The 20,020-nt window shown below is 42.3% G+C and carries 18 protein-coding genes; 7 read left to right on the plus strand and 11 right to left on the minus strand.

The annotated features are described in order from the left end of the window. Positions 1-393: 393 nt before the first annotated feature. Positions 394-516, plus strand: a complete 123-nt coding sequence (locus tag ACT3S4_RS09340; protein WP_020443648.1) for a hypothetical protein — start codon at positions 394-396, stop codon at positions 514-516. An 89-nt stretch (positions 517-605) separates the two neighbouring features. Here the strand turns inward: ACT3S4_RS09340 and ACT3S4_RS09345 are convergent, their stop codons facing one another. The 4 genes from ACT3S4_RS09345 to ACT3S4_RS09360 form a co-directional block, all read right to left on the minus strand. Further along, the gene (locus tag ACT3S4_RS09345; RefSeq protein ID WP_055125033.1) at positions 606-938 is read right to left on the minus strand and encodes a YnfA family protein; all 333 of its coding nucleotides are present in this window, start codon (positions 936-938) and stop codon (positions 606-608) included. Between the two features lie 12 nt (positions 939-950). Further along, complete coding sequence (locus tag ACT3S4_RS09350) at positions 951-1,757, minus strand: PhzF family phenazine biosynthesis protein (RefSeq protein ID WP_201539693.1); 807 nt, start codon at positions 1,755-1,757, stop codon at positions 951-953. Positions 1,758-1,838: 81 nt separating this feature from the next. Beyond that, entirely contained in the window at positions 1,839-2,168 is a 330-nt protein-coding gene (locus tag ACT3S4_RS09355; protein ID WP_045446391.1) for a DHCW motif cupin fold protein, read from the minus strand. Positions 2,169-2,229: 61 nt separating this feature from the next. Then, positions 2,230-2,691 (minus strand): methyltransferase family protein, encoded by a 462-nt coding sequence (locus ACT3S4_RS09360; RefSeq protein ID WP_087815920.1) that lies wholly within the window; start codon positions 2,689-2,691, stop codon positions 2,230-2,232. 325 nt (positions 2,692-3,016) lie between these two features. On the opposite strand from ACT3S4_RS09360, the gene htpX reads away from it, so the two are divergent. Next, positions 3,017-3,931, plus strand: coding sequence for a protease HtpX (gene htpX / locus ACT3S4_RS09365; RefSeq protein WP_055124936.1), 915 nt, complete (start codon positions 3,017-3,019; stop codon positions 3,929-3,931). 104 nt (positions 3,932-4,035) lie between these two features. Here htpX and ACT3S4_RS09370 read toward each other — a convergent pair whose 3' ends face one another. Both ACT3S4_RS09370 and ACT3S4_RS09375 read right to left on the minus strand, forming a co-directional pair. Beyond that, a complete protein-coding gene (locus ACT3S4_RS09370; RefSeq protein WP_055124939.1) occupies positions 4,036-5,310 on the minus strand; it encodes a saccharopine dehydrogenase family protein in 1,275 nt (424 codons plus the stop codon). Positions 5,311-5,595: 285 nt separating this feature from the next. Beyond that, on the minus strand, positions 5,596-6,834 hold the full coding sequence (locus ACT3S4_RS09375) for a carboxynorspermidine decarboxylase (protein WP_201560930.1): 1,239 nt from the start codon (positions 6,832-6,834) through the stop codon (positions 5,596-5,598). A 90-nt stretch (positions 6,835-6,924) separates the two neighbouring features. Here ACT3S4_RS09375 and ACT3S4_RS09380 point away from each other — a divergent pair, with 90 nt between their 5' ends. Next, the gene (locus ACT3S4_RS09380; protein ID WP_444760940.1) at positions 6,925-7,590 is read left to right on the plus strand and encodes a DUF924 family protein; all 666 of its coding nucleotides are present in this window, start codon (positions 6,925-6,927) and stop codon (positions 7,588-7,590) included. A 287-nt stretch (positions 7,591-7,877) separates the two neighbouring features. On the opposite strand, the gene ACT3S4_RS09385 is transcribed toward ACT3S4_RS09380, so the two are convergent. From ACT3S4_RS09385 to lpxB, 3 genes are all read right to left on the minus strand, one after another. Continuing rightward, positions 7,878-9,107 carry a CAP domain-containing protein gene (locus tag ACT3S4_RS09385; protein WP_087815914.1) on the minus strand — a complete coding sequence of 410 codons (1,230 nt, stop codon included), beginning with the start codon at positions 9,105-9,107 and terminating at the stop codon, positions 7,878-7,880. Positions 9,108-9,394: 287 nt separating this feature from the next. Beyond that, positions 9,395-10,249, minus strand: a complete 855-nt coding sequence (locus ACT3S4_RS09390; protein WP_087815912.1) for a ribonuclease HII — start codon at positions 10,247-10,249, stop codon at positions 9,395-9,397. A gap of 73 nt (positions 10,250-10,322) precedes the next feature. After that, a complete protein-coding gene (gene lpxB / locus ACT3S4_RS09395) occupies positions 10,323-11,630 on the minus strand; it encodes a lipid-A-disaccharide synthase (protein WP_109590030.1) in 1,308 nt (435 codons plus the stop codon). 427 nt (positions 11,631-12,057) lie between these two features. On the opposite strand from lpxB, the gene ACT3S4_RS09400 reads away from it, so the two are divergent. After that, positions 12,058-13,140: a 3-deoxy-7-phosphoheptulonate synthase gene (locus tag ACT3S4_RS09400; protein ID WP_045446373.1), complete on the plus strand. Its 1,083-nt coding sequence runs from the start codon at positions 12,058-12,060 to the stop codon at positions 13,138-13,140. A 139-nt stretch (positions 13,141-13,279) separates the two neighbouring features. Here the strand turns inward: ACT3S4_RS09400 and pepN are convergent, their stop codons facing one another. Then, positions 13,280-15,880 carry an aminopeptidase N gene (pepN, locus tag ACT3S4_RS09405; RefSeq protein WP_238048524.1) on the minus strand — a complete coding sequence of 867 codons (2,601 nt, stop codon included), beginning with the start codon at positions 15,878-15,880 and terminating at the stop codon, positions 13,280-13,282. Positions 15,881-16,275: 395 nt separating this feature from the next. On the opposite strand from pepN, the gene ACT3S4_RS09410 reads away from it, so the two are divergent. The 3 genes from ACT3S4_RS09410 (at position 16,276) to ACT3S4_RS09420 (ending at position 18,469) form a co-directional block, all read left to right on the plus strand. Beyond that, positions 16,276-16,872: a DUF6231 family protein gene (locus ACT3S4_RS09410; RefSeq protein WP_055124945.1), complete on the plus strand. Its 597-nt coding sequence runs from the start codon at positions 16,276-16,278 to the stop codon at positions 16,870-16,872. 156 nt (positions 16,873-17,028) lie between these two features. Then, a complete protein-coding gene (gene pal, locus ACT3S4_RS09415; protein ID WP_109590035.1) occupies positions 17,029-17,547 on the plus strand; it encodes a peptidoglycan-associated lipoprotein Pal in 519 nt (172 codons plus the stop codon). 121 nt (positions 17,548-17,668) lie between these two features. Next, a complete protein-coding gene (locus ACT3S4_RS09420; protein WP_444760941.1) occupies positions 17,669-18,469 on the plus strand; it encodes a 4'-phosphopantetheinyl transferase family protein in 801 nt (266 codons plus the stop codon). A 119-nt stretch (positions 18,470-18,588) separates the two neighbouring features. On the opposite strand, the gene ACT3S4_RS09425 is transcribed toward ACT3S4_RS09420, so the two are convergent. After that, on the minus strand, positions 18,589-19,482 hold the full coding sequence (locus ACT3S4_RS09425; protein ID WP_045452795.1) for a hypothetical protein: 894 nt from the start codon (positions 19,480-19,482) through the stop codon (positions 18,589-18,591). Between the last annotated feature and the right edge of the window lie 538 nt (positions 19,483-20,020).

Consider the following 20,020-nt stretch of genomic DNA (forward strand, 5'->3'; position numbering starts at 1 on the left):
AATCAACCAAAACAGTAAGCATTTTTATGCTAAATATGAATATTATAAAAGTTTGCCGCGACGACTTATCGGCTTGTGGCTTATTATAGCAAATCGTGATGACTCCGTAAGTAAGCACTTATTAATAGCAGTATTGACTAAATAAATTCATGGCATTGAAAATCTACTTATAAAACTCATTTATCAAACAAATTTTTAGAAGGAGCATTATACAAGGGATGGATACAGGATTGACTCAAATCGTAGGTGAATTGTGCTAGCGCTATCTATTGCGACCCCTTAAGCATATACTCATTGCAGTACGCACTATTTGCGTCATCAGCATTAATCTAACCTTAAAGCTATTTACACTGGCTTAAAAGGTATTACGGCTTATCTCAAGAGGAAAAAACCATGAGTAAAGGTCAAGACAGTAAAAAGAACGTAAAAAAGAAACCGCTATTAACGGCAAAAGAGAAAAAAGCTGCCAAACAATCTAAGAAAGACGACAACGGCAGTATCTTAGGTAAACATTAATATTTAGTGCATCATTGTGTCACTTAAATCTATGCCAATCGAACCTCACGGTTTGATTGGCATTTTTTATGCTAGGTGCGGTCTTTATGCTAAGCACCGCGCGGCGCAAACATAATAATTGCCATGCCTAATAACGCAACCGCAGAACCTACTATATCCCACGTGGTCGGCCTGATACCATTCACCGTCCACAACCATAAAATAGCCATCGAAATATACACGCCGCCATAAGCCGCGTAGACTCTACCAGCTGCGGCAGGATGTAAAGACAACAGCCAAACGAAAGCGACCAAACTTAGTACGCCAGGGACAAGCAGCCAAATAGACTTACCTTCTCGCAACCATAGATAAGGCAAATAGCAGCCCGCTATCTCTGCTAATGCGGTCAGCGCAAACAGTCCAACGGTTTTTAATTCAGTCAAAACCATCTACTCCTAAACGGTGATAAATCCTGTCATATACTGTACGGCATTGCCAGAAATCATTACTCTGTCACCTGCGACGACACAGTCTAGAACCCCGCCGCGACGTGATGCTTGATAAGCGACCAAGTGATTTTTACCCAAACGCTCCGCCCATAATGGAGCTAAAGCAGTATGAGCTGAACCCGTCACTGGGTCTTCATCGCCACCATTGGCTGGCCAAAAATAACGTGAAATAAAATCATAGTTTTTGTAGCCAGCAGACTTAGCCTGACAAGTCACCACCACATCTAAAGGCGCAAGCTGTTTTAGCTGCTCGTTATCACGCGCTACTGTTAATACGTCGGACTCAGCATTATAAATCACAAAATAGGCTTGAGTATTTTTATAGACTTCAACGGGTGCAATAGATAGTCCTGCAAGCAAGCTATCAGGGATATTGTCAACTTTCTTAGGATTAGTATTAGGAAAATCCATTTGTATTTTGCCAGTTTCTGTCTGTACGATGGTCAATATACCAACCGCTTTGGCGGAAAATTTAATGGTTTCTATACTAGGATTTTTGTTAAATAACACAAAGGCTGACGCCAAGGTTGCATGACCGCAAAAAGCAATCTCAGTCAATGGTGAAAACCAGCGGATATGATAAATGCCTTTATCATCAAGAACCATAAAAGCTGTCTCGGATAAGTTGTTTTCAAAAGCAATAGACTGCATTAAATTATCAGAAAGCCAATCTTCTGTAATAACGACTGCCGCTGAATTGCCTTTAAAAACGGTATCCGTAAAAGCATCGATGACATTTATTTCTAGTTGCATTTTATGTTCTCGCTTTATTTTTATAGATCTATAGTTTTATAGCTTTATAGCTTTATGAATTTTATGGTGTTACTGGCAATATCAATCAACAATAAATAGCTTAGCGCCTATCTTCGTTGACGAACGATGTGCAATCGTATTGTCCGCCACTTGATAAGTCATGCCCGCTGTTAAGGTAAAAGTACGACCATCTTTTAGTTCGGTGTTCAGCTCGCCCTCAACACAGAATAAAATATGTCCTTTATCGCACCAGTGATCGGCAAGGTAGCCTGCGGAGTACTCAACCATATGCACATTGATATTGTTAAATTCGCAAGTCTTCCAATACCCCGTGCCCGTTTCACCTCTGTTTTCTACCGCTTCTACTGTCGTCCAATCGGTAATAGCAAAAGGTATATTTTTCATTTCCATAACGTCATCTCCCTGATTTTATTGTTCATTTATTTATCATCAAATCTTTACTTATTACACCTTAAATCCAGCGCCGCACTTTATTTAGATAATCCTGATAAGTTTTGCCAAATTTCTGTGCCATCATCCGCTCTTCTGGCTGGATTTGAAAGTGCGTCATATAAAGTATAAAAATAGGCAATAATACAAACGCCAGAAGGTGAGACAAATAGAACGCCCAGCCTAATAATATAAGCACCAAGCCCACATACATCGGATTGCGGCTATACTGATATATACCACTGGTCACTAAACTAGAGACCTGCTCTAACGCTTGCGGATTGGGTGTGGTCTGAGCTATTCTAAATTGAGTCACACCCATGATACCTAAGCTCAGACCCACCACACCCAAAGCCACTGCCAGTACAGTTGAGCCGTTGAGTGAGAACGTCAAAGCAGGAACCATTTTAGAGACGCCATACATAGCAGCGGCGGTAATAATCACTTGGGCGACTGGAGGGACTTTAAGTGCTAGAGCGTTCATGATTAGACCTCATAGAGCGTTAAATGAAAAACCTTAACAGTGAGTGCTCATTATACCTGCTCACTATTTTCGTTTTAATTTTTACTTTTAGCCCTTAACTATTTAAACCGTCAAAAAATAATTGTTTTCACCTTTTAGATGTCGCTATCCTTTATTTTTATTCTTTGCTCGCTAACCATATCACTGTATTTATACGGTTAACTGGGATTGTTATTTATCAAAATAACGCCATTTATGTAAAGTAAAAACATATATAAAAATATAATACCTCATAGAGTATTATGTCTTAAAGTTGTATTTAAATTTAAATGAGGAAACTGGCATCATGATGCGTATCGGATTGTTCTTATTAACCAACTTAGCGGTGATTGTGGTATTTAGCATCGTGTTTGGTATTTTATCCAGATTTTTTGGAATTGGTGGCGTACATGGTGCGGGCGGGTTAAATTACACCAGTCTTGCCATTATGTGCGGCGTATACGGCATGGTTGGTTCGATGGTATCACTATTTATCTCGAAGTGGATGGCCAAAAGATCAACGGGAACGGTGGTTATTGAAACGCCAAGCAATGCCACTGAAAAATGGCTTGTAGATACGGTCGCCAGACAAGCGCGAGCGGTAAATATTGGCATGCCAGAAGTGGGGATTTTTAATAATTCTCAGCCAAACGCGTTTGCCACAGGCTGGAATAAAAACAAAGCATTAGTCGCTGTTTCATCTGGCTTATTGCAAAGCATGACACCCGATGAAGTAGAAGCGGTATTGGCGCATGAAATTGGTCACGTAGCAAACGGTGATATGGTCACCCTTGCGCTCATCCAAGGAGTGGTAAACGCCTTTGTGATGTTCTTTGCGCGTATTATTGGTAGCTTCGTCGATCGGACGGTGTTTAAAAATACCAGTGATAGTCCAGGTATTGGTTACTTTATCACGAGTATTGTGATGGATATTTTGCTTGGATTTTTGGCGTCTGCTATCGTTATGTGGTTCTCGCGTCTACGCGAATTCCGTGCGGATCAGATGGGTGCAAAACTTGCCAGCAAAGACAAAATGATTAGTGCGCTTGATGCCTTGCGTCCTTCTGAGCAGCGTCCAGATCAAATGCCTGAGAGCATGAAAGCATTTGCTATTTCATCAGGACAATCTACGGGCTTTAGTATCGCAAACCTTTTCCGCTCACATCCAACGCTTGATGACCGTATTGCGGCGTTGAGAAATTATAACCCTAGTGAGGGGTAATGACAGGATCAGCTCCCCTACCTGCTCGTAAAATTAACGTAAAAACCCAGACATAAAAAAAGCCTATCTATAAAAGATAGGCTTTTCTAAATCAAACTCGTTATTTAAATATCAAACGCTAATGCTCTGTCGCCTTCGCTATCTTTGATACGCGTTGGCAAACCAATCTTATTCAATAGATTGATAAATGGCTTGGCATCCAGCTCTTCGACGTTAACCATCTTGCCAGCATCCCACTCACCAGTTGCGACCAGAATCGCCGCAGCGACGGGTGGTACGCCTGCGGTATAAGAAATACCTTGGCTACCAACCTCATTATAAGCGTCTTTATGATCTGAGATATTATAAATAAATACCTCGCTATCAACGCCGTTGATTTTGCCTTTGACCTTGTCACCGATGCAGGTCTTGCCTGTATAATTCGGCGCAAGAGAGCTTGGGTCTGGTAGAACCGCTTTCACTACTTTTAATGGGATAACTTCTTGCCCTTCAGCAGTCATCACTGGCTGCTCAGAGAGTAGACCCAAACTTTGTAGCACAGTGAATACATTAATATAATGCTCACCAAAGCCCATCCAAAAACGGATATTTGGTACGTCTAAATTGGCGGATAACGAATGCACTTCATCATGGCCACTTAAGTAACTGTTTTGCACGCCAACCACTGGTAAATCGTCAGTACGCTTCACTTCGAACATTTTATTAGACTGCCACTTGCTGTCCTGCCAAGAGTAAACCGTACCAGTAAATTCACGGAAGTTAATCTCAGGATCGAAGTTAGTAGCGAAGTATTTACCGTGGCTGCCAGCATTGATATCAATGATATCGATATCCGTCACCGAACCTGCATCCATCATGTCATAGCCAAGACGCGCATAGGCGTTGACCATACCGGGGTCAAATCCTGCCCCTAAAATCGCCGTGACATTATTGTCCGCACAGCGCTGTTTGCGCTGCCATTCGTAATTGTCATACCATGGCGGCGTCTCGCAAATCTTGCGTGGATCTTCGTGAATGGCGGTATCGATATAAGCAACACCTGTCTCGATACAAGCTTCCAATACCGTCATATTGATAAATGCCGAACCGACATTGATGACGATTTGGATACCCGACTCTTGAATCAGCTGTATCAGCGCCTGAGTATCCATAGCATCCACTTGGTGCGTATGCAATACCGCAGGCTGCTTGAAGCTATTCTTATCTTTCACGCTTTGGGCGATGGCATCACATTTATCTTGCGTGCGCGAGGCAATATGAATCTCGCCAAGGATATCGTTATGCATCGCACATTTATGCGCGACCACTTGAGCGACACCGCCGGCTCCGATGATGAGTACGTCTTTTTTGCTAGATTTGGCTTGTTGGTTTGTGTTCAATGAACAATCCTCCTTTGTGTCTCTGTCGATACCATCGATAGTGGCGAGTCAAAACAGAAACGAGTGAATGATATGCGTGAATTAAAAAGGAAGACCGAGGAAAACCCACGCACCCGTCGGGCAAAGCACCATTTGATTGTTGGCTTTTGCCCGTGGCGATTATAACAATTTTCATGAAGACATCGGTAAAAATAATGTATAAAAAACAGACGAGTTAAAGTCATCTAAAAACGAACTTAAGTCTTTGTTTTCTAAAATTTAAATCAATTAATCGACACAACTAAATTAAGACAAGCTGGCTTTGTAATCTTGATAATCAAATTCGCGCTGCACATCTATACTGCCATCTAGACGACGAATCACAATCGCCGGCATATTAACACCATTGAACCAGTTCTTTTTCACCATGGTATAACCTGCGGCATTACCAAAGGTTACGGTATCACCTATTGTTAGGTTATTTGGCAAGGCATACTCACCAAAGATATCGCCTGCCAAACAAGAACGACCATAAATAATCGTATTATCAGCTGACTTAGCGCTCTCGCTGATGGGTGCGATATTGGTAGGGTCGATATCAAGAGAGGCAATATTCATTAAATCACTATTCACAGCCGCTATCGGCGCTGACTCACGGTAAATTAACAAATCAAGCATGTGCGCTTCAATGGATGAATCTACTACAGCGAGATTTTTTTCATTATGCATAGTATCTAAGACGGTCGTGACCAATGACCCAGCACCATGAATACTGGCCTCACCCGGCTCCAAATAAACTTGTACATCATATTTTTCACTAAAGCCTTTTAACCTGTCAGCCAGTTTTTCTAGTGGATAATCAGGCGCGATAAAATGAATACCGCCGCCCAAACTCACCCACTCAAGCTGCGCTAAAACATCGCCAAATCTGTCTTCGATATCGGCCAAGCTGGCACTAAAGGCTTCAAAGCTGTCATTTTCACAGTTGTTATGAATCATTACCCCACTAATATCATCAAGTACTGCTGCAATCTTGTTTTTATCATGTTCGCCCAAACGACTAAAAGGACGCGCAGGATCAGCGATGATAAACGATGAATTACTGGTCTTTGGGTTTAAGCGCAGTCCCACTGGTATATTTTTTGCCGCCGCTTGACCTTTAAAAGCATTTAACTGTGAGATAGAGTTAAAGATAATTTTATCAGCATAGCTCAATACTTCATCGATCTCATCAGCACTATAGGCGACGCTGTAAGCATGAGTTTCTTTTTTATTATCACTGTCTTTACCTTTACCAAAGGTCTCGTAGCCAAGTCTAACTTCATTGAGTGACGATGAGGTTGTGCCGTGCAAATAAGGCTGCATCACATCAAACACGCCCCAAGTGGCAAAGCATTTGAGCGCCAATAATGCTTTAGCGCCTGATAGCTCGCACAGCCGTGAGATAATCTGCATATTGGCAACGATTGCCGCTTCATCGAGCAAATAATAAGGCGTGGGCAGTAGAGATGATTGGGTGGTGTTTAGCGAAGTTTTTGCATTCATAAGAGGTTACCTAATAGCTGCTGTTGGCATCATGACAGACATAAATATTTGCGCTATAGTAGACTAAATTCATCATAATTAGAATATCTTATGTCACTATCAACCGATTATTCCACTGCTACTAGCCAAGCTTATTCATCGCAGCTCGACCCAAAAAATATTCATTTAGAACATCTTGATGCTAATGCGCGTGCTGTACTGGAGTTTTGGTTCGACAAAGACAATGAGCCATATTGGTTTGCGCAAAATGATGACTTTGATACGCAGATAAAAGATAAATTCGGTGATATCTGGCAAGCTGCCAAGCAAGGTGAATGCGTGACATGGCGTAGCGCAAACGCGCCAACCGATAGCAATAGCTCCATCACGGCGTTGGCAGGCAGACTAGCAGAAATTATTGTCTTAGATCAGTTTTCGCGTAATTTATGTCGCGGGCAAGCAGGCGCTTTTGCACAAGATGGTATGGCTATCGCATTGGCACAAGAGGCTATTGGACAACCACACTTTGATACATTACCGACTGAATGGCGCAAGTTTATCATCATGCCATTTATGCATTCAGAGTCATTGGTGATCCATAAGCGCTACTTACCATTGTTTGAAAAATTACATGATGACAATACGCTGGATTTCGAAAATCGTCATAAAAATACCATCGAGCAATTCGGTCGCTATCCGCATCGCAATGACATTTTAGATCGTGAGTCAACGGATGAAGAAGAAGCCTTCTTGCAACAACCGAACTCATCGTTTTAGCGCTTATATATTTATATGATTGATTGCAATATGGTTTATTGCAATATAGTTACTTCAACTCAAAAGAAGTGTGAAGTACAAGGCAACCAAGTATAGGCATATATATATATTTCAAGCGAGATGAACGCCGAACTTTTTATAGTGCAATGGATTGACTATGATAATAAAGCAAGGGCTGAATCAGATAACTGGTTCAGCCCTTGCTTTATTTTACTTAATTTTTAGGTGCTTTCGTTCAGATTGGTGCTTTTATTCAGCTTGAGGACACGCCCTAGTTCACTTAATTATTAGTTCACTATCCCTGTCGTAAAGGTAAAGCTCTCACGCTCGATAGTTTTATTATCCACTAAAATATCAAAGCTGACACGGTAGTCACTGTTGCCATGTAAACCACAGTTTTTGCCTTTTTTACTGGCAATCTGGCAGCTTTTTAAATTATCAGTGATTGGTAATATAAAAGCTTCGTTTGCTGGTAGTGCATTTGCCGTATTTTTATAGGGATCTTGGCGATAGTCTAGCAGCTCAATCGGTACATCGATATTTCGCTGGATATCATGGAATATCACATTGCTGATATCAATCGTTTGAGCGGATGGCATATTGATATAAATGGGTTGCCCGATAGGATCCACTCGCAAGTCACGACCTGTATGCTTGACAGGATCTGGCGTCTCATTATATAGCGCGGTTACTGTATCCGTCACGCCTTCACATGGATAAGTGAATACGCCTTTAACCGTATTATCTTTAGTCGCTTGGGTCGCTGCTGCATGGTTGACCAATACATAACCTTGGTTATTCGCCGCCTCTTTATTGTATGGCTTATAGATAACCACGCCAGTACCCGTCACGCTTGCACTAGGCATCATTAATGAACGCAAATGGTAAGGCGCTGCCAGCAAGGACTTTGCCATCGAGCCTGCCACAACATCCGAGCGAATAAGATTGCCTACTGAACTATAGTGAATAGATTGGGCGATATTCTCAGTCACACCATATCGTACATTTGGGTAATTTGCGTTTGATAAACGATCGGTAAAACTTAAGCCACCAAAAAATGGATTATTGCTACTGGTAACGCCCGAAATATCTGCAATCTTATTTTCGTAATGCGCACTGAATGCGGTCGGTGAGCTATTGGCAAAGACGTATTTAATATAATTTGCATGTTTAATGGCAACATCATCAAGCGCGGTATCAACAGATAAGCCGCTCAGACCACAGCTGGTACGTGCCAAACTGAACTTATTGTTGGCAATTAATGCAGCCTTTACCTCATTAGTAGCAGTACTGCTATCAGGTTGGTCGCCAACATTATCGCTTGAATTGTCACTTGTATTACCACTGGGCTGCTCGTTTGGCTCGATAGCAGGTGGGTTCGGGCTTGGCGCATTGGTATTAGAGCTGCTATCAGAGCCACCACCGCCCCCACCACAAGCTGTTAGAAACACTGTCAAAAAAAGCACTGCAGCAAGATTTTTCTGTGGCGTACTTATTAATAGCGTACTGAGCGTCATTTTTTATCCTATAGAATAATAGCGCGTATATAAGTCAATAAATGCCAGCGTTAAATATGCGGACATAAGCTAAGTAGACTTAAGCTGCTAATATCACAGTATTGAATTTATTTGTAATGGCATTGTAATACAGTCCAAAAATTTTTACTTGGTGTTTCTTGAAGACTGATACGTTCATTATAGACTGTCTTATTTTTAGTCATGACTATTTCCACTTAGGCTATTTTAAAGAAGCACGCTCAGCTTAACGTTTATTTTTAAGTGCTTTCTTCTTAAGTGATTTGTTCTTAAATGGCTTTCTCTAATGACTTTCTGACTGGTGCAAAACTACGTCTATGCGCAGATAATACGCCGTATTTTTCGATTGCCTCTACGTGTGCGCGTGTTGGATAGCCTTTATGTTTGGCGATACCGTATTCTGGATGCTCGGCATCAAGCGCATACATGGCTTTGTCACGGCTGACTTTAGCTAATATACTGGCGGCAGCAATGCTGGTATGACGCGCATCGCCCTTTACCCATGCTTGGCAATCGATAATCGATTTTTCTATACCCAGTTCAGCGAGCATTGCCTCATTTAATTCAGGGCAGCGATTACCATCGAACAAAACTTCGACCTGCCTCATAGAGTTGACAAGAGGATGAGCAATGGCTTTTAACAATACTTCGGTACATAAGCGCATACCGAGCATCGTCGCTTGCAAGATATTGACTTGATCGATGACCGCTGCTGGGATCTCGGCGACAACATAACCAATAGCATGCTGCTGAACCAACGGATAAAGACGGTCACGCTTCTTTTCACTCAGCTGCTTGGAGTCGGTCAAGATAGATAATGGCGTGTCCTTTAATGGCTGCATCTCAATCAATCCTGACCAAGTTTTAGGCAATATCGCAGCAGCCACATTGACGCTACCGAGCAACGGCCCACGTCCTGCTTCATCAACGCCCATTTGTAGCGTTGACTGCTGCAAGCCTTGCTCCACCTCGATCCGATACTGAGCAAGTAGCGCATCAATATCTACCTGACCCGATAAACGAATAGGCTCAACCAGCTGCAGATATTGACCTTTGATATCAATTTGCTCAATACTTATTTCAATCGGGGTGACAAAATTGTCGGTTTGGTACTGGTTACTCATAGGGGCGTGGTATCTTTGTTATTAGGTATCATTGTGATTAATAGAAGAAGAAATGATCGCAATCAATAATGGCTTAAATCCAATGTTTCGCTTGGATAAACCATTGCTCAATCACACTATTAGCGGGATCATGATTACTCTGCTGTTGTAATAAGTGCTTGGTGGCGACGAGATCTTTTAATTGCTCAGCATAGGCACGCGGTTGCAGTAGCCGCATGACCGTACGACAGATATTATCACCACTCGCCTGCTCTTGAATCAGCTCAGGAACGATTGCAGTATCAGCCAAAATGTTGGGCAGCGCCACATAAGGCACTTTGACCAAGCGTTTGGCAATCTGATAGGTGAGCTTATTTAATTGATAAACCACCACCATCGGTCGCTCTAATAGCATCGCCTCTAGGGTTGCAGTGCCAGATGCCAGCATCACAATATCTGAGGCTGCCATCGCGTGCTGACTAAAGGCTGGCTGGCTATCATCATAGACCACCACGATGGCAGCACGTAGTTGCTCTGAGCGCTGATCAATAACATCTTGGACGATGTATTGGTGATTCTGGTCGACGGTCGGAATGATAAAGCACAGCTTGGGGTCAAGCAATATCAACTTTTGAATACCATCTAACATCAATGGCAAAATAGCCGTGATTTCACCGCGCCGAGAGCCTGGCATCACACAAATAAGCTGGCTGACATCGTCAAATCGTTCAATAAAAAACTGCTGCAAGCCATCGTTGTGCCAAACCAGCTCACTACGGCGCTGATTGATCGGTGTCTCTAATAATGTTTGATCGATCGTACGCAACAGCGGATGACCAACACATATTGCTGGATGATTATGACGTTCATAAACGGACAGCTCAAAGGGGAACAAACACAACACAAGGTCGGTCGCTGCTTTAATATTATGAATACGTGACTCACGCCATGCCCAAATAGAAGGGCTCACATACTGCACGCAGAATACGCCTTGCGGTTTTAACTTTTTAGCCACTCTAAGATTAAAATCAGGCGCATCAATGCCAATAAACCAATTAATATCAGCGGCTTTAAATGCGCTCAATAATTCACGGCGAGCTTTAAGTAGGTCAGGTAATTGCGCCATGACTTCTACCAAACCCATTACTGCCAAACGCTCCAACGGAAAAATGCTTTGCAGCCCTTGCGCTTGCATCTTTGTACCACCGACGCCGACCCATACAATATCACCACGTAGATTATTCATCTGCTGCATGAAGTCTGCGCCCAAGCTATCCCCTGACACCTCACCTGCGACGATACCGATGACCAATGGCACAGTCTGTAATTCAGCACTTCGAATTTCAGTCTCTGTTTGGTCTATAAAGTTATGATATTGATCAGGCGTAGCAGAATCTGTCATGACAAGCTCTCGATATTAAAAAATACAATAAATGCATATAAAATAAATGAATGATTATTATAAAATACGACGCATAAAATCTGCGCGAAAGCTCTGTGATACCTAAGCATTCGCCATACTCACTATTTTATCGTCATACCTTTTATATTGTCATCATACGTGACGATGATACAAATAGCTAAATTAGCTGATAAAAGCCAGAAATAACTACTTAACGGGTTAATTCGTTTTTCTATACGGACAGATAAATTGAGTAACAATCTTGCTTGTTGAAGCGCTCATATACGATTAACGCTGAACAAGTATAACTAAGTTTTGGTTTCCTCATTCCAGTTATCAGTCAATTAACTGCGCGACTGCCCTTGTCAACCAACACTTTTGTCCGCATAATGAAACTCCCTATAAATCAGCTAGACGATATATAACCATGACAACATCAGTTACCCATAATGCAGATATTGACGACGTGAATATTGAAAAGTTCATTCCTTTGATCACTCCCGCTGAGCTAAAAACTGAGCTACCTTTATCAGATGCAGCCTATAAAACCGTATTAAACGGTCGTAATACCATCCAAAACATCTTGGATGGTAAAGACAAGCGCCTCTTTGTGGTTATCGGCCCCTGCTCTATTCATGATATCAAAGCCGCTCACGAATATGCCGATCGTTTGGCCATATTAGCAAAAGAAATCGAAGATAGCGTGTTCGTTGTGATGCGCGTATATTTTGAAAAGCCGCGCACAACCGTTGGCTGGAAAGGCATGATTAATGACCCTGATATGAATGACAGCTTCGACATTGAAAAAGGTCTGCGTACTGCCCGTAAGCTACTGCTCGATTTGAATGAAAAAGGTCTGCCTTGCGCTACCGAAGCACTAGACCCGAATACCCCGCAGTACATGCAGGATTTGATCAGCTGGTCAGCGATTGGCGCACGTACCACTGAGAGCCAAACGCATCGTGAAATGAGTTCAGGCTTATCATGCCCAGTAGGCTTCAAGAATGGAACAGATGGCGGCATGACAGTCGCTGTTAACGCAATGCAAGCCGTAAAAGAAGGTCATAGCTTCTTGGGTTTATCAGCAGATGGCAAAGTCTCAATCATCAAGTCTAAAGGCAACCCTTACGCGCACGTGGTACTCCGCGGTGGTAACGGCAAGCCCAACTATGACGAAACTGCGGTTGCGCAAGTGGAAAACGAGCTAGCAAAAGGCAAAACCAATAGTAAGATTATGATTGACTCAAGCCATGCCAACTCAGGTAAAGACCCGTATCTACAACCAATGGTCATTCAAAACGTTGCTGAACAAATTCAAAACGGCAATAAATCTATCATCGGTATGATGATTGAGAGCCATCTAAAGGGCGGCAATCAGAAACTGACCGCTGACTTAAGTCAGCTCGAATATGGCAAGTCTATCACTGACGGTTGCTTAGATTGGGACAGTACGGTCACTGCCCTGTATAATCTACGTGATATGGTCAAAGACGTTTTGCCTAACCGTTAATATTGACAGTCCCTCATCACGATAAAGATCACTCTATCTTGATAAGTTGCTCAGCAAAAAGCCCGTCCGATATTATTATCGGACGGGCTTTTTCTTATAAAATAATTTAGTTTATTGTTATAGAGTCATTTAATTTACCCTACTCGCTCGCTGATCCTAAAACACTGTTTAGACTTTCAAGTACATGCTTAGAAGAAGCCTGCTTTTGCAACTCAATCAACCGCTCATGCGCCATTTGACGACGTGGCTCCGCCAAGGTATTCCAACGCGCTAGCACTTGCAATAAGCGCGACGCCAAAACAGGATTGGCATCATCCAACTTTTTAATCACACCAATATAAAGCTCCAACCCTTCTGCTGTCCATAAAGCCGTTGGCTGCGAGGTAAAGGCACTGACCACTGAGCGTACACGATTGGGCGTATTCCAATCAAAATCTGCGTGAGCAATCAAGGATTGGATAGTATCAGCGGTCACAGTATCAGCAGACGCTTGCACACTAAACCATAAATCGATGACCAAATCATTATTTTGGAAGCGATTATAAAAGTCTGCTAAATACTTATCAGCATTTAGCAGTTGATGATTGACCATCGCTTTCAACGCACCGAAACGCTCCGTCATACAGCTTGCATCATCATACTGCTGCTGCGCCCATTCATCTGCGCCATCGACATTTGCGGTCAGCGCCATATCGAGCACCACATTACGCAAGGCACGGGTGCCACGAGCCTCGGCACTATCTTCATAAGACTGCATAGGTAGCTGCTCATAAAGCTCAGCCCATTGATCTTTTAGCGCCTCTGCAAGCTGCTGATACAAGTCGTCGCGCTGCGCTTTCACCAATGCTGGATCGTAACCTTTATGAATAGCAGACGCCAGCTCTTGCGCTGATGGAATATCAAGCAAGCGGGCAGCCAACATCGCATCTTCAGCCGCGAGCACAGGCAATGTCTGCGCTAGTGCTTGCAGATAGATATCAGGACTGCTCTTCTCGCCTTGACCTTGCAGCAAGATACGATTGACCAGCATCTGCGTCACTTGCCAGCGGTTAAAACCATTGGTTTCATGTTTGAGCAAAAATGCCAAATCTGCATCTTGATAATCATAATTGAGCTGTACTGGCGCACTAAAATCACGTAGCAAGGATACTACAGGCTCACGCGCTATATGTTCGAAGGTAAAGGTTTGCGTGGCTTGATCGAGTAGCAGCATACGCTCAGCCACAATGTCACCAGTGTCTTTATCAAATAGCACAGTCGCGACCGGAATAGGCAATGGTTTTGGCGCAGCAAAGCCACTGACATGACGGGTTTGCTGACTTAACGTAATCGTCAGTGTCTGCGCTGCATGGTTATAATGTTGATGACCAGACACCATTGGTGTGCCCGGCTGACGATACCAGTCGATAAAGCTTTCAATCTTGCTATCAGTGATGCTAAGCGCAGATAAAAAGTCCTCAACCGTCACCGCTTGCCCATCATAACGACGGAAATACTCATCCGTGCCTTTACGAAAGTTCTCGGCTCCCAAAGTATTGGCAATCATGCGTACGATTTCAGCGCCTTTCTCATAAACAGTCGTCGTATAAAAATTATTAATCTCGACGAAACTCTCAGGGCGTACTGGGTGTGCCAGTGGTCCTGCATCCTCCGCAAACTGATGAGCACGCAAGGTCGCCACATCGTCGATACGCTGTACGGCACTCGACTGCTGATCCGCTGAGAATGATTGATCGCGGTAAACAGTAAAACCTTCCTTCAAACACAACTGGAACCAATCACGGCAAGTGATGCGATTGCCTGTCCAGTTATGAAAATACTCATGGGCAATGATGGCTTTCACACTAAAGCTACGCGCATCCGTTGTCGTCTCAGGACTGGATAACACACAAGCGGTATTAAAAATATTCAGACCTTTGTTTTCCATTGCGCCCATATTAAATTGACTCACGGCAACAATCATATAGCGATCTAAATCGTAGGCGCGACCATAATTGACCTCATCCCATTTCATCGAATCTTTCAACGCTTGCATACCGACATCACATTTATCAATGTCAGCAGACTTTGCGTATATTTCCAGCAACACCTCACGACCTTCGCTGGTGGTATAAGAATCCGTCAATACGTCTAAATCAGCGACAACGCAGGCAAATAGATAGCTTGGTTTATTGGTTGGATCATGCCATATCGCATAGTGACGGTCTGGGGCATCTGCCACTTCACCCTCTTCAACCAAGTTACCATTGGCCAATAGTGTTGGATAACGCTTATCCGCCTCAAGACGCGTGGTAAATATCGCCAATACATCGGGGCGGTCTGGATAAAAGGTAATTTTACGAAAGCCTTCGGGCTCACACTGAGTGACAAACATCGTCTCATCACCACTGCCCGCCATATAGAACCCTTCAAGTGCGGTATTGGTCTGCGGACAGATGCGTACTTGAATCTCTAAAACAACTGCATCAGGTGCATTATTAATAGTCAACGTACCTGCTTGTTGTTGATAATCCTCAGCCATCAATGGCTTACCATTCATCGTAATGGCGATCAGCTCCAACTCCTCACCGAATAATACGAGATCTCCTGCTGTTTGACGTACCATCTTCAGAGTGCTGTCTACCTGTGCATGATTTTCGAACAGTTTAATATCTAAATCAACCGTTTCCACATCAAAGCTAGGTTTCTGGTAATCTTTTAAATTAATTTTACTTGGGGCATGCGGTGGCACATCTGGCATATCAGGATTAATAATTTGAGCATCAGTTTCAGCAATAGACATGGGTATTCCTATTATTATTTGTGGCAAAAAATATATACGGTAAAAAGCGGGATAATTTAGGTTAAGGCAGGTCATCAATTAGCATAATCTTATGACCATTAACATGATAATGGTATCTTGCTACATTGACCTAAACTGCCAAATTTCAAGAGCAGGTCCCAATTTTATTATGTTCATCGTCCCTGATACTTATCAAAATGCGATAGCAATGAGAGAGTCGATATATCAAAAGAATAAGAGAGTCGACATATTAAAAGAGCAGCATAATCAGCATCAATCACCCATTGGATAATCGCGATTAAAATGATTTAATAGGGTCACTGATGACCAACACTCGATAAACGGCCTATTATATGATAAAGCAAACCGACAGTCGCTCAGACATTACGTTACCATTACTGATAGATTACGTTGAGGCTCTTTTGCCCTCACTAACCATACAAGCGAACGCATCCACAACGATTGAATCTACTAATAATGACACTGAGTTGCTGTGGGTCGTCCCAGATCAAAATGCGCGGTTAGCATTAAAGACACTGCTAAAAAATACCCGCTCACCACAAATATCGACATTATTAGAGCTCAATCAACGACAATTACCTGAACGTTATGAGCTCGCCTGTTTTTGGTTGCCCACACTCTCACCAGAGTTTCTGCAGCAGTATATTCCGCTGCTCATGCGCTATCGAGATCTTTATGCGGCACACCTGCTAATCGCCCTTGATGACACCCTAGATCTAAAAGCTTATGGCTTTACCCCATTTGATATCTTGAATGAACCATCTTTAGAGATGAATACTACTGACAAATCAGAGCAGCCTTCATCTGTAAAGTCATCAGCGTCCGCTAGACTTTGGCAGTTCAATTTATATGACTATAAACAGCTGCCAAATTGGTTAAATGCGGATTATTGGGCCAATCCTGAAAATTGGGGCAAGCACCGCTGGTAGTAGATCTCATATCTATCTGTAAATTCTAGCATTATTTACAGTAATACTACTTACATAAAGTAACATTTAGTATATGATAGATAGCAATTGCCTAAGTTTTATCGTAAGCAGTTCAAAAAAAACAATTTTAATTAATTAAAATTTTAGGAGCTCATTATGTCAACCAGTTTTTCTAAGATCGCAGTCCTCGCTGTATTATCAAGCGCTGTGGCACTAACCACAGGTTGTGCGACCAAACGTGCTACTTCTGAAGTCGTGGTTGCCCCACTAGGTATCCCAGGTGGTCAAGTTGGATACACTGGCGCAGTCATCGTAGATAACTCAAGCGCGGTTATTATGGGCGCAGAAAACCTACAGGCAGTTGTTTACTTTGCTTTTGATAGCAGCGAAATTACTTCACAAGCAGCGAGCATTCTTAATCAACATGCCAGCTTGCTCAACTCAAATCCAGCAGCCAGCGTTGTTATCGCAGGTAATACTGATGAACGCGGTAGCCGTGAATACAACATGGCACTAGGTGAGCGCCGTGCTGCTGCAGCACGTGATTACCTTGCTACTCAAGGCGTCGCAGTAAACAATATCCGCATCATCAGTTATGGTGAAGAGCGCCCTGCTGCCGCTGGTAATACTGAAGAAGCTTACGCACTAAATCGCCGTGCTGAATTGTCTTACTAACACCAGTAAAACCAATCACAGTCGATAAAGCTCAATATATTTTATAATTGAAAGCCCAGCAATAATATATCGCTGGGCTTTTTGCATGTTACTAAGTGAACGAATCCAATAGATGTAATCAATGATGCCAAGCTCTATCTTAAATCTGACCCATGTCCAATATACCCAGCTCGATCCTGCAACGTGGTGCGCCACTGCACAAGTGAGCGAGCGTTCATCCCTCAACTTCAAAAGAATGTGGGATGAATTACTGTGGTCATCCGCGAACAATATATCACAGGTAGGTTTTCAGAAACTTTACGAGCTTAATTGGTATTACTGCCTGTCATCAGTAAGTTTATCAACGCGTGAAATGGCGCAGCATCAACGTCACTTACAACGTAAAGGCGTTCGATTATTGCTACAAAAATTACTGATTGAGCTAAAGTTGCGCGATACTTTGGATGAGTCAAATTTCCCGTATCGGCTTAGCAGCAGTGAATATTACGTATGCTTTAGTCATACAGGCAGCAAGAATCATGATATTAATCAAAATACTGTTCAGACAATCAATAAATCATTGAACAGTAAAGTAACAGTGGTCATTAGTCGTCACCGTCCCATTGGTATTGATATTGAAACCAATCATGTAGCATGGCACGTAGCACATCGGTTTTACTCTAAGCATGAAATAGCTGCTTTACAAGCACTATCACCACTTCAGCGTGAGACTATCGCTAAATTACTATGGCAAATAAAAGAAAGTTTTATCAAAATTTATCAATACAAACTGGCACAAGGGTTAGGAGTAGATTACTCCTACCTGATTGCTGATTTGATTCATGCTATTAGAGAACCATCACCTTTAATGGTCATAGCAGACATTAAGTCCGATTACCGTATCGCGGTATTGTCAGCGCAACAAACCATCGTTATTTTCTAGATTATTTATACATATGATTCATTCTAACAACTACCCTTTCACAAACAAAAAAAACGACCCTAAAAAGGATCGTTTTTTCTTACTATTCTTCTAATAACAGTACTTAAACTGTGATTAGATTAGAAACGGTAAGTTGCACCAAGCTTAACAATTGGCATCCACTCAAGATAGTCTTTATCTTCAAGCTCACGCTCAGCAAGTTTAGCAACTTGACCAGCATTTAAGCCTGAATCTACACCACCTGGAGTAACACCATTATCAATATTCACATTTCTTTCTGGGTCAACTGCATTTACAGTCGCGTTAGTTTTACCCATATAGGCTGCACCGATTTCGCCGAATACACCCCAGTTGTTACCGATGTTAGGACGGAAACCGATAGTACCATAAGGTGCTAGTTTGTTACGATGTTCCATAGTACCTTGTAAAGAACCTACACCATTTTCGCCATCAGCAACAAACGTTCTATCGTTAATTTTGTATACGCCGCCATCTGGATTAGCAGTTACGTCGATGTCGTTGTCAGGTACAATGATACCAGCACCCATTGTAAACCAGTTACCAGTAGGACGTAATTGCACACCTAGGTACGGGTTGCTGAAGTCAGAATCAACGTCATAGTTTACGTCGTTTGCGTCAAAGTCACCGCCGAATAGGTCAGCAACATCGCCACCAGCCCAACCAGCTTGTAATTCAGTTTTCTCATTTAGTGACCAACCGATGTTAGCACCATAACCTAGTGTACCAACTTCAGCGCTAACAGAAGCTGGGTTGATAGCAGTTTGGAAGAAAGTCTTAGTACCACCAACAACAGCACCAGTAGTATTGCGAACGATACCAGCGTCAGCATTGTATGCATAAGCAACAGGCTCAGCTTCATATGCAACAGCAACAGGCTCAGCTTCATATACAACTGCATCGTTACCATCAACAACGATAACAGGTTCAGCAGCTAGTGCAGCAGTTGACGCTAAAACGGCAGCAGAAATTGCTGTTAATTTAATAAGTCTCATAAATACTCTCCTAAAGTGTGGAATAAGTCGCCCATAAAAAATGACAATTTAGCTTTTTTTAAATCGATCATTTTGTTGAGCAGATTAAAACAATTTTGGCCGGAAAAGTCACCCCTCTAGGAGCGCTTTTTATTTGCCGTTATGTAAAGATTGCATAGATATTGTAATAATTACTACACCAATCCGCAAAACTTCGACTTTCTGTTACACAATGCTCTTAAAGTAACTCAGCAGCGCAAACATGAATATTGGTTAGCTTAATCTTCATGTAAGGATATTACAAAATATGTCATTATAATGACCTACCTCTTTATTTAACTCAATAACAGTTATATAGCTTATTACTACAGTTTGTTGTATTTTGTGAGATGGTGTAGTAATTATTGCTTTTAGAAAACTTTTCAGAAAAAAGTATTGGTATCAGTTTTCAATATTGTATGACTGTGTGACGTTAGTATTGATACATTTAGTATTGGCATATAGAGTAACTAGATCTTGTCTAGGCTTGATATTATGCTAAATTAGAGGTTAGGGAAAA

This window comes from Psychrobacter sp. AOP30-A2-5 (genome assembly GCF_052378115.1).
In the GTDB taxonomy this organism is placed as follows: domain Bacteria; phylum Pseudomonadota; class Gammaproteobacteria; order Pseudomonadales; family Moraxellaceae; genus Psychrobacter.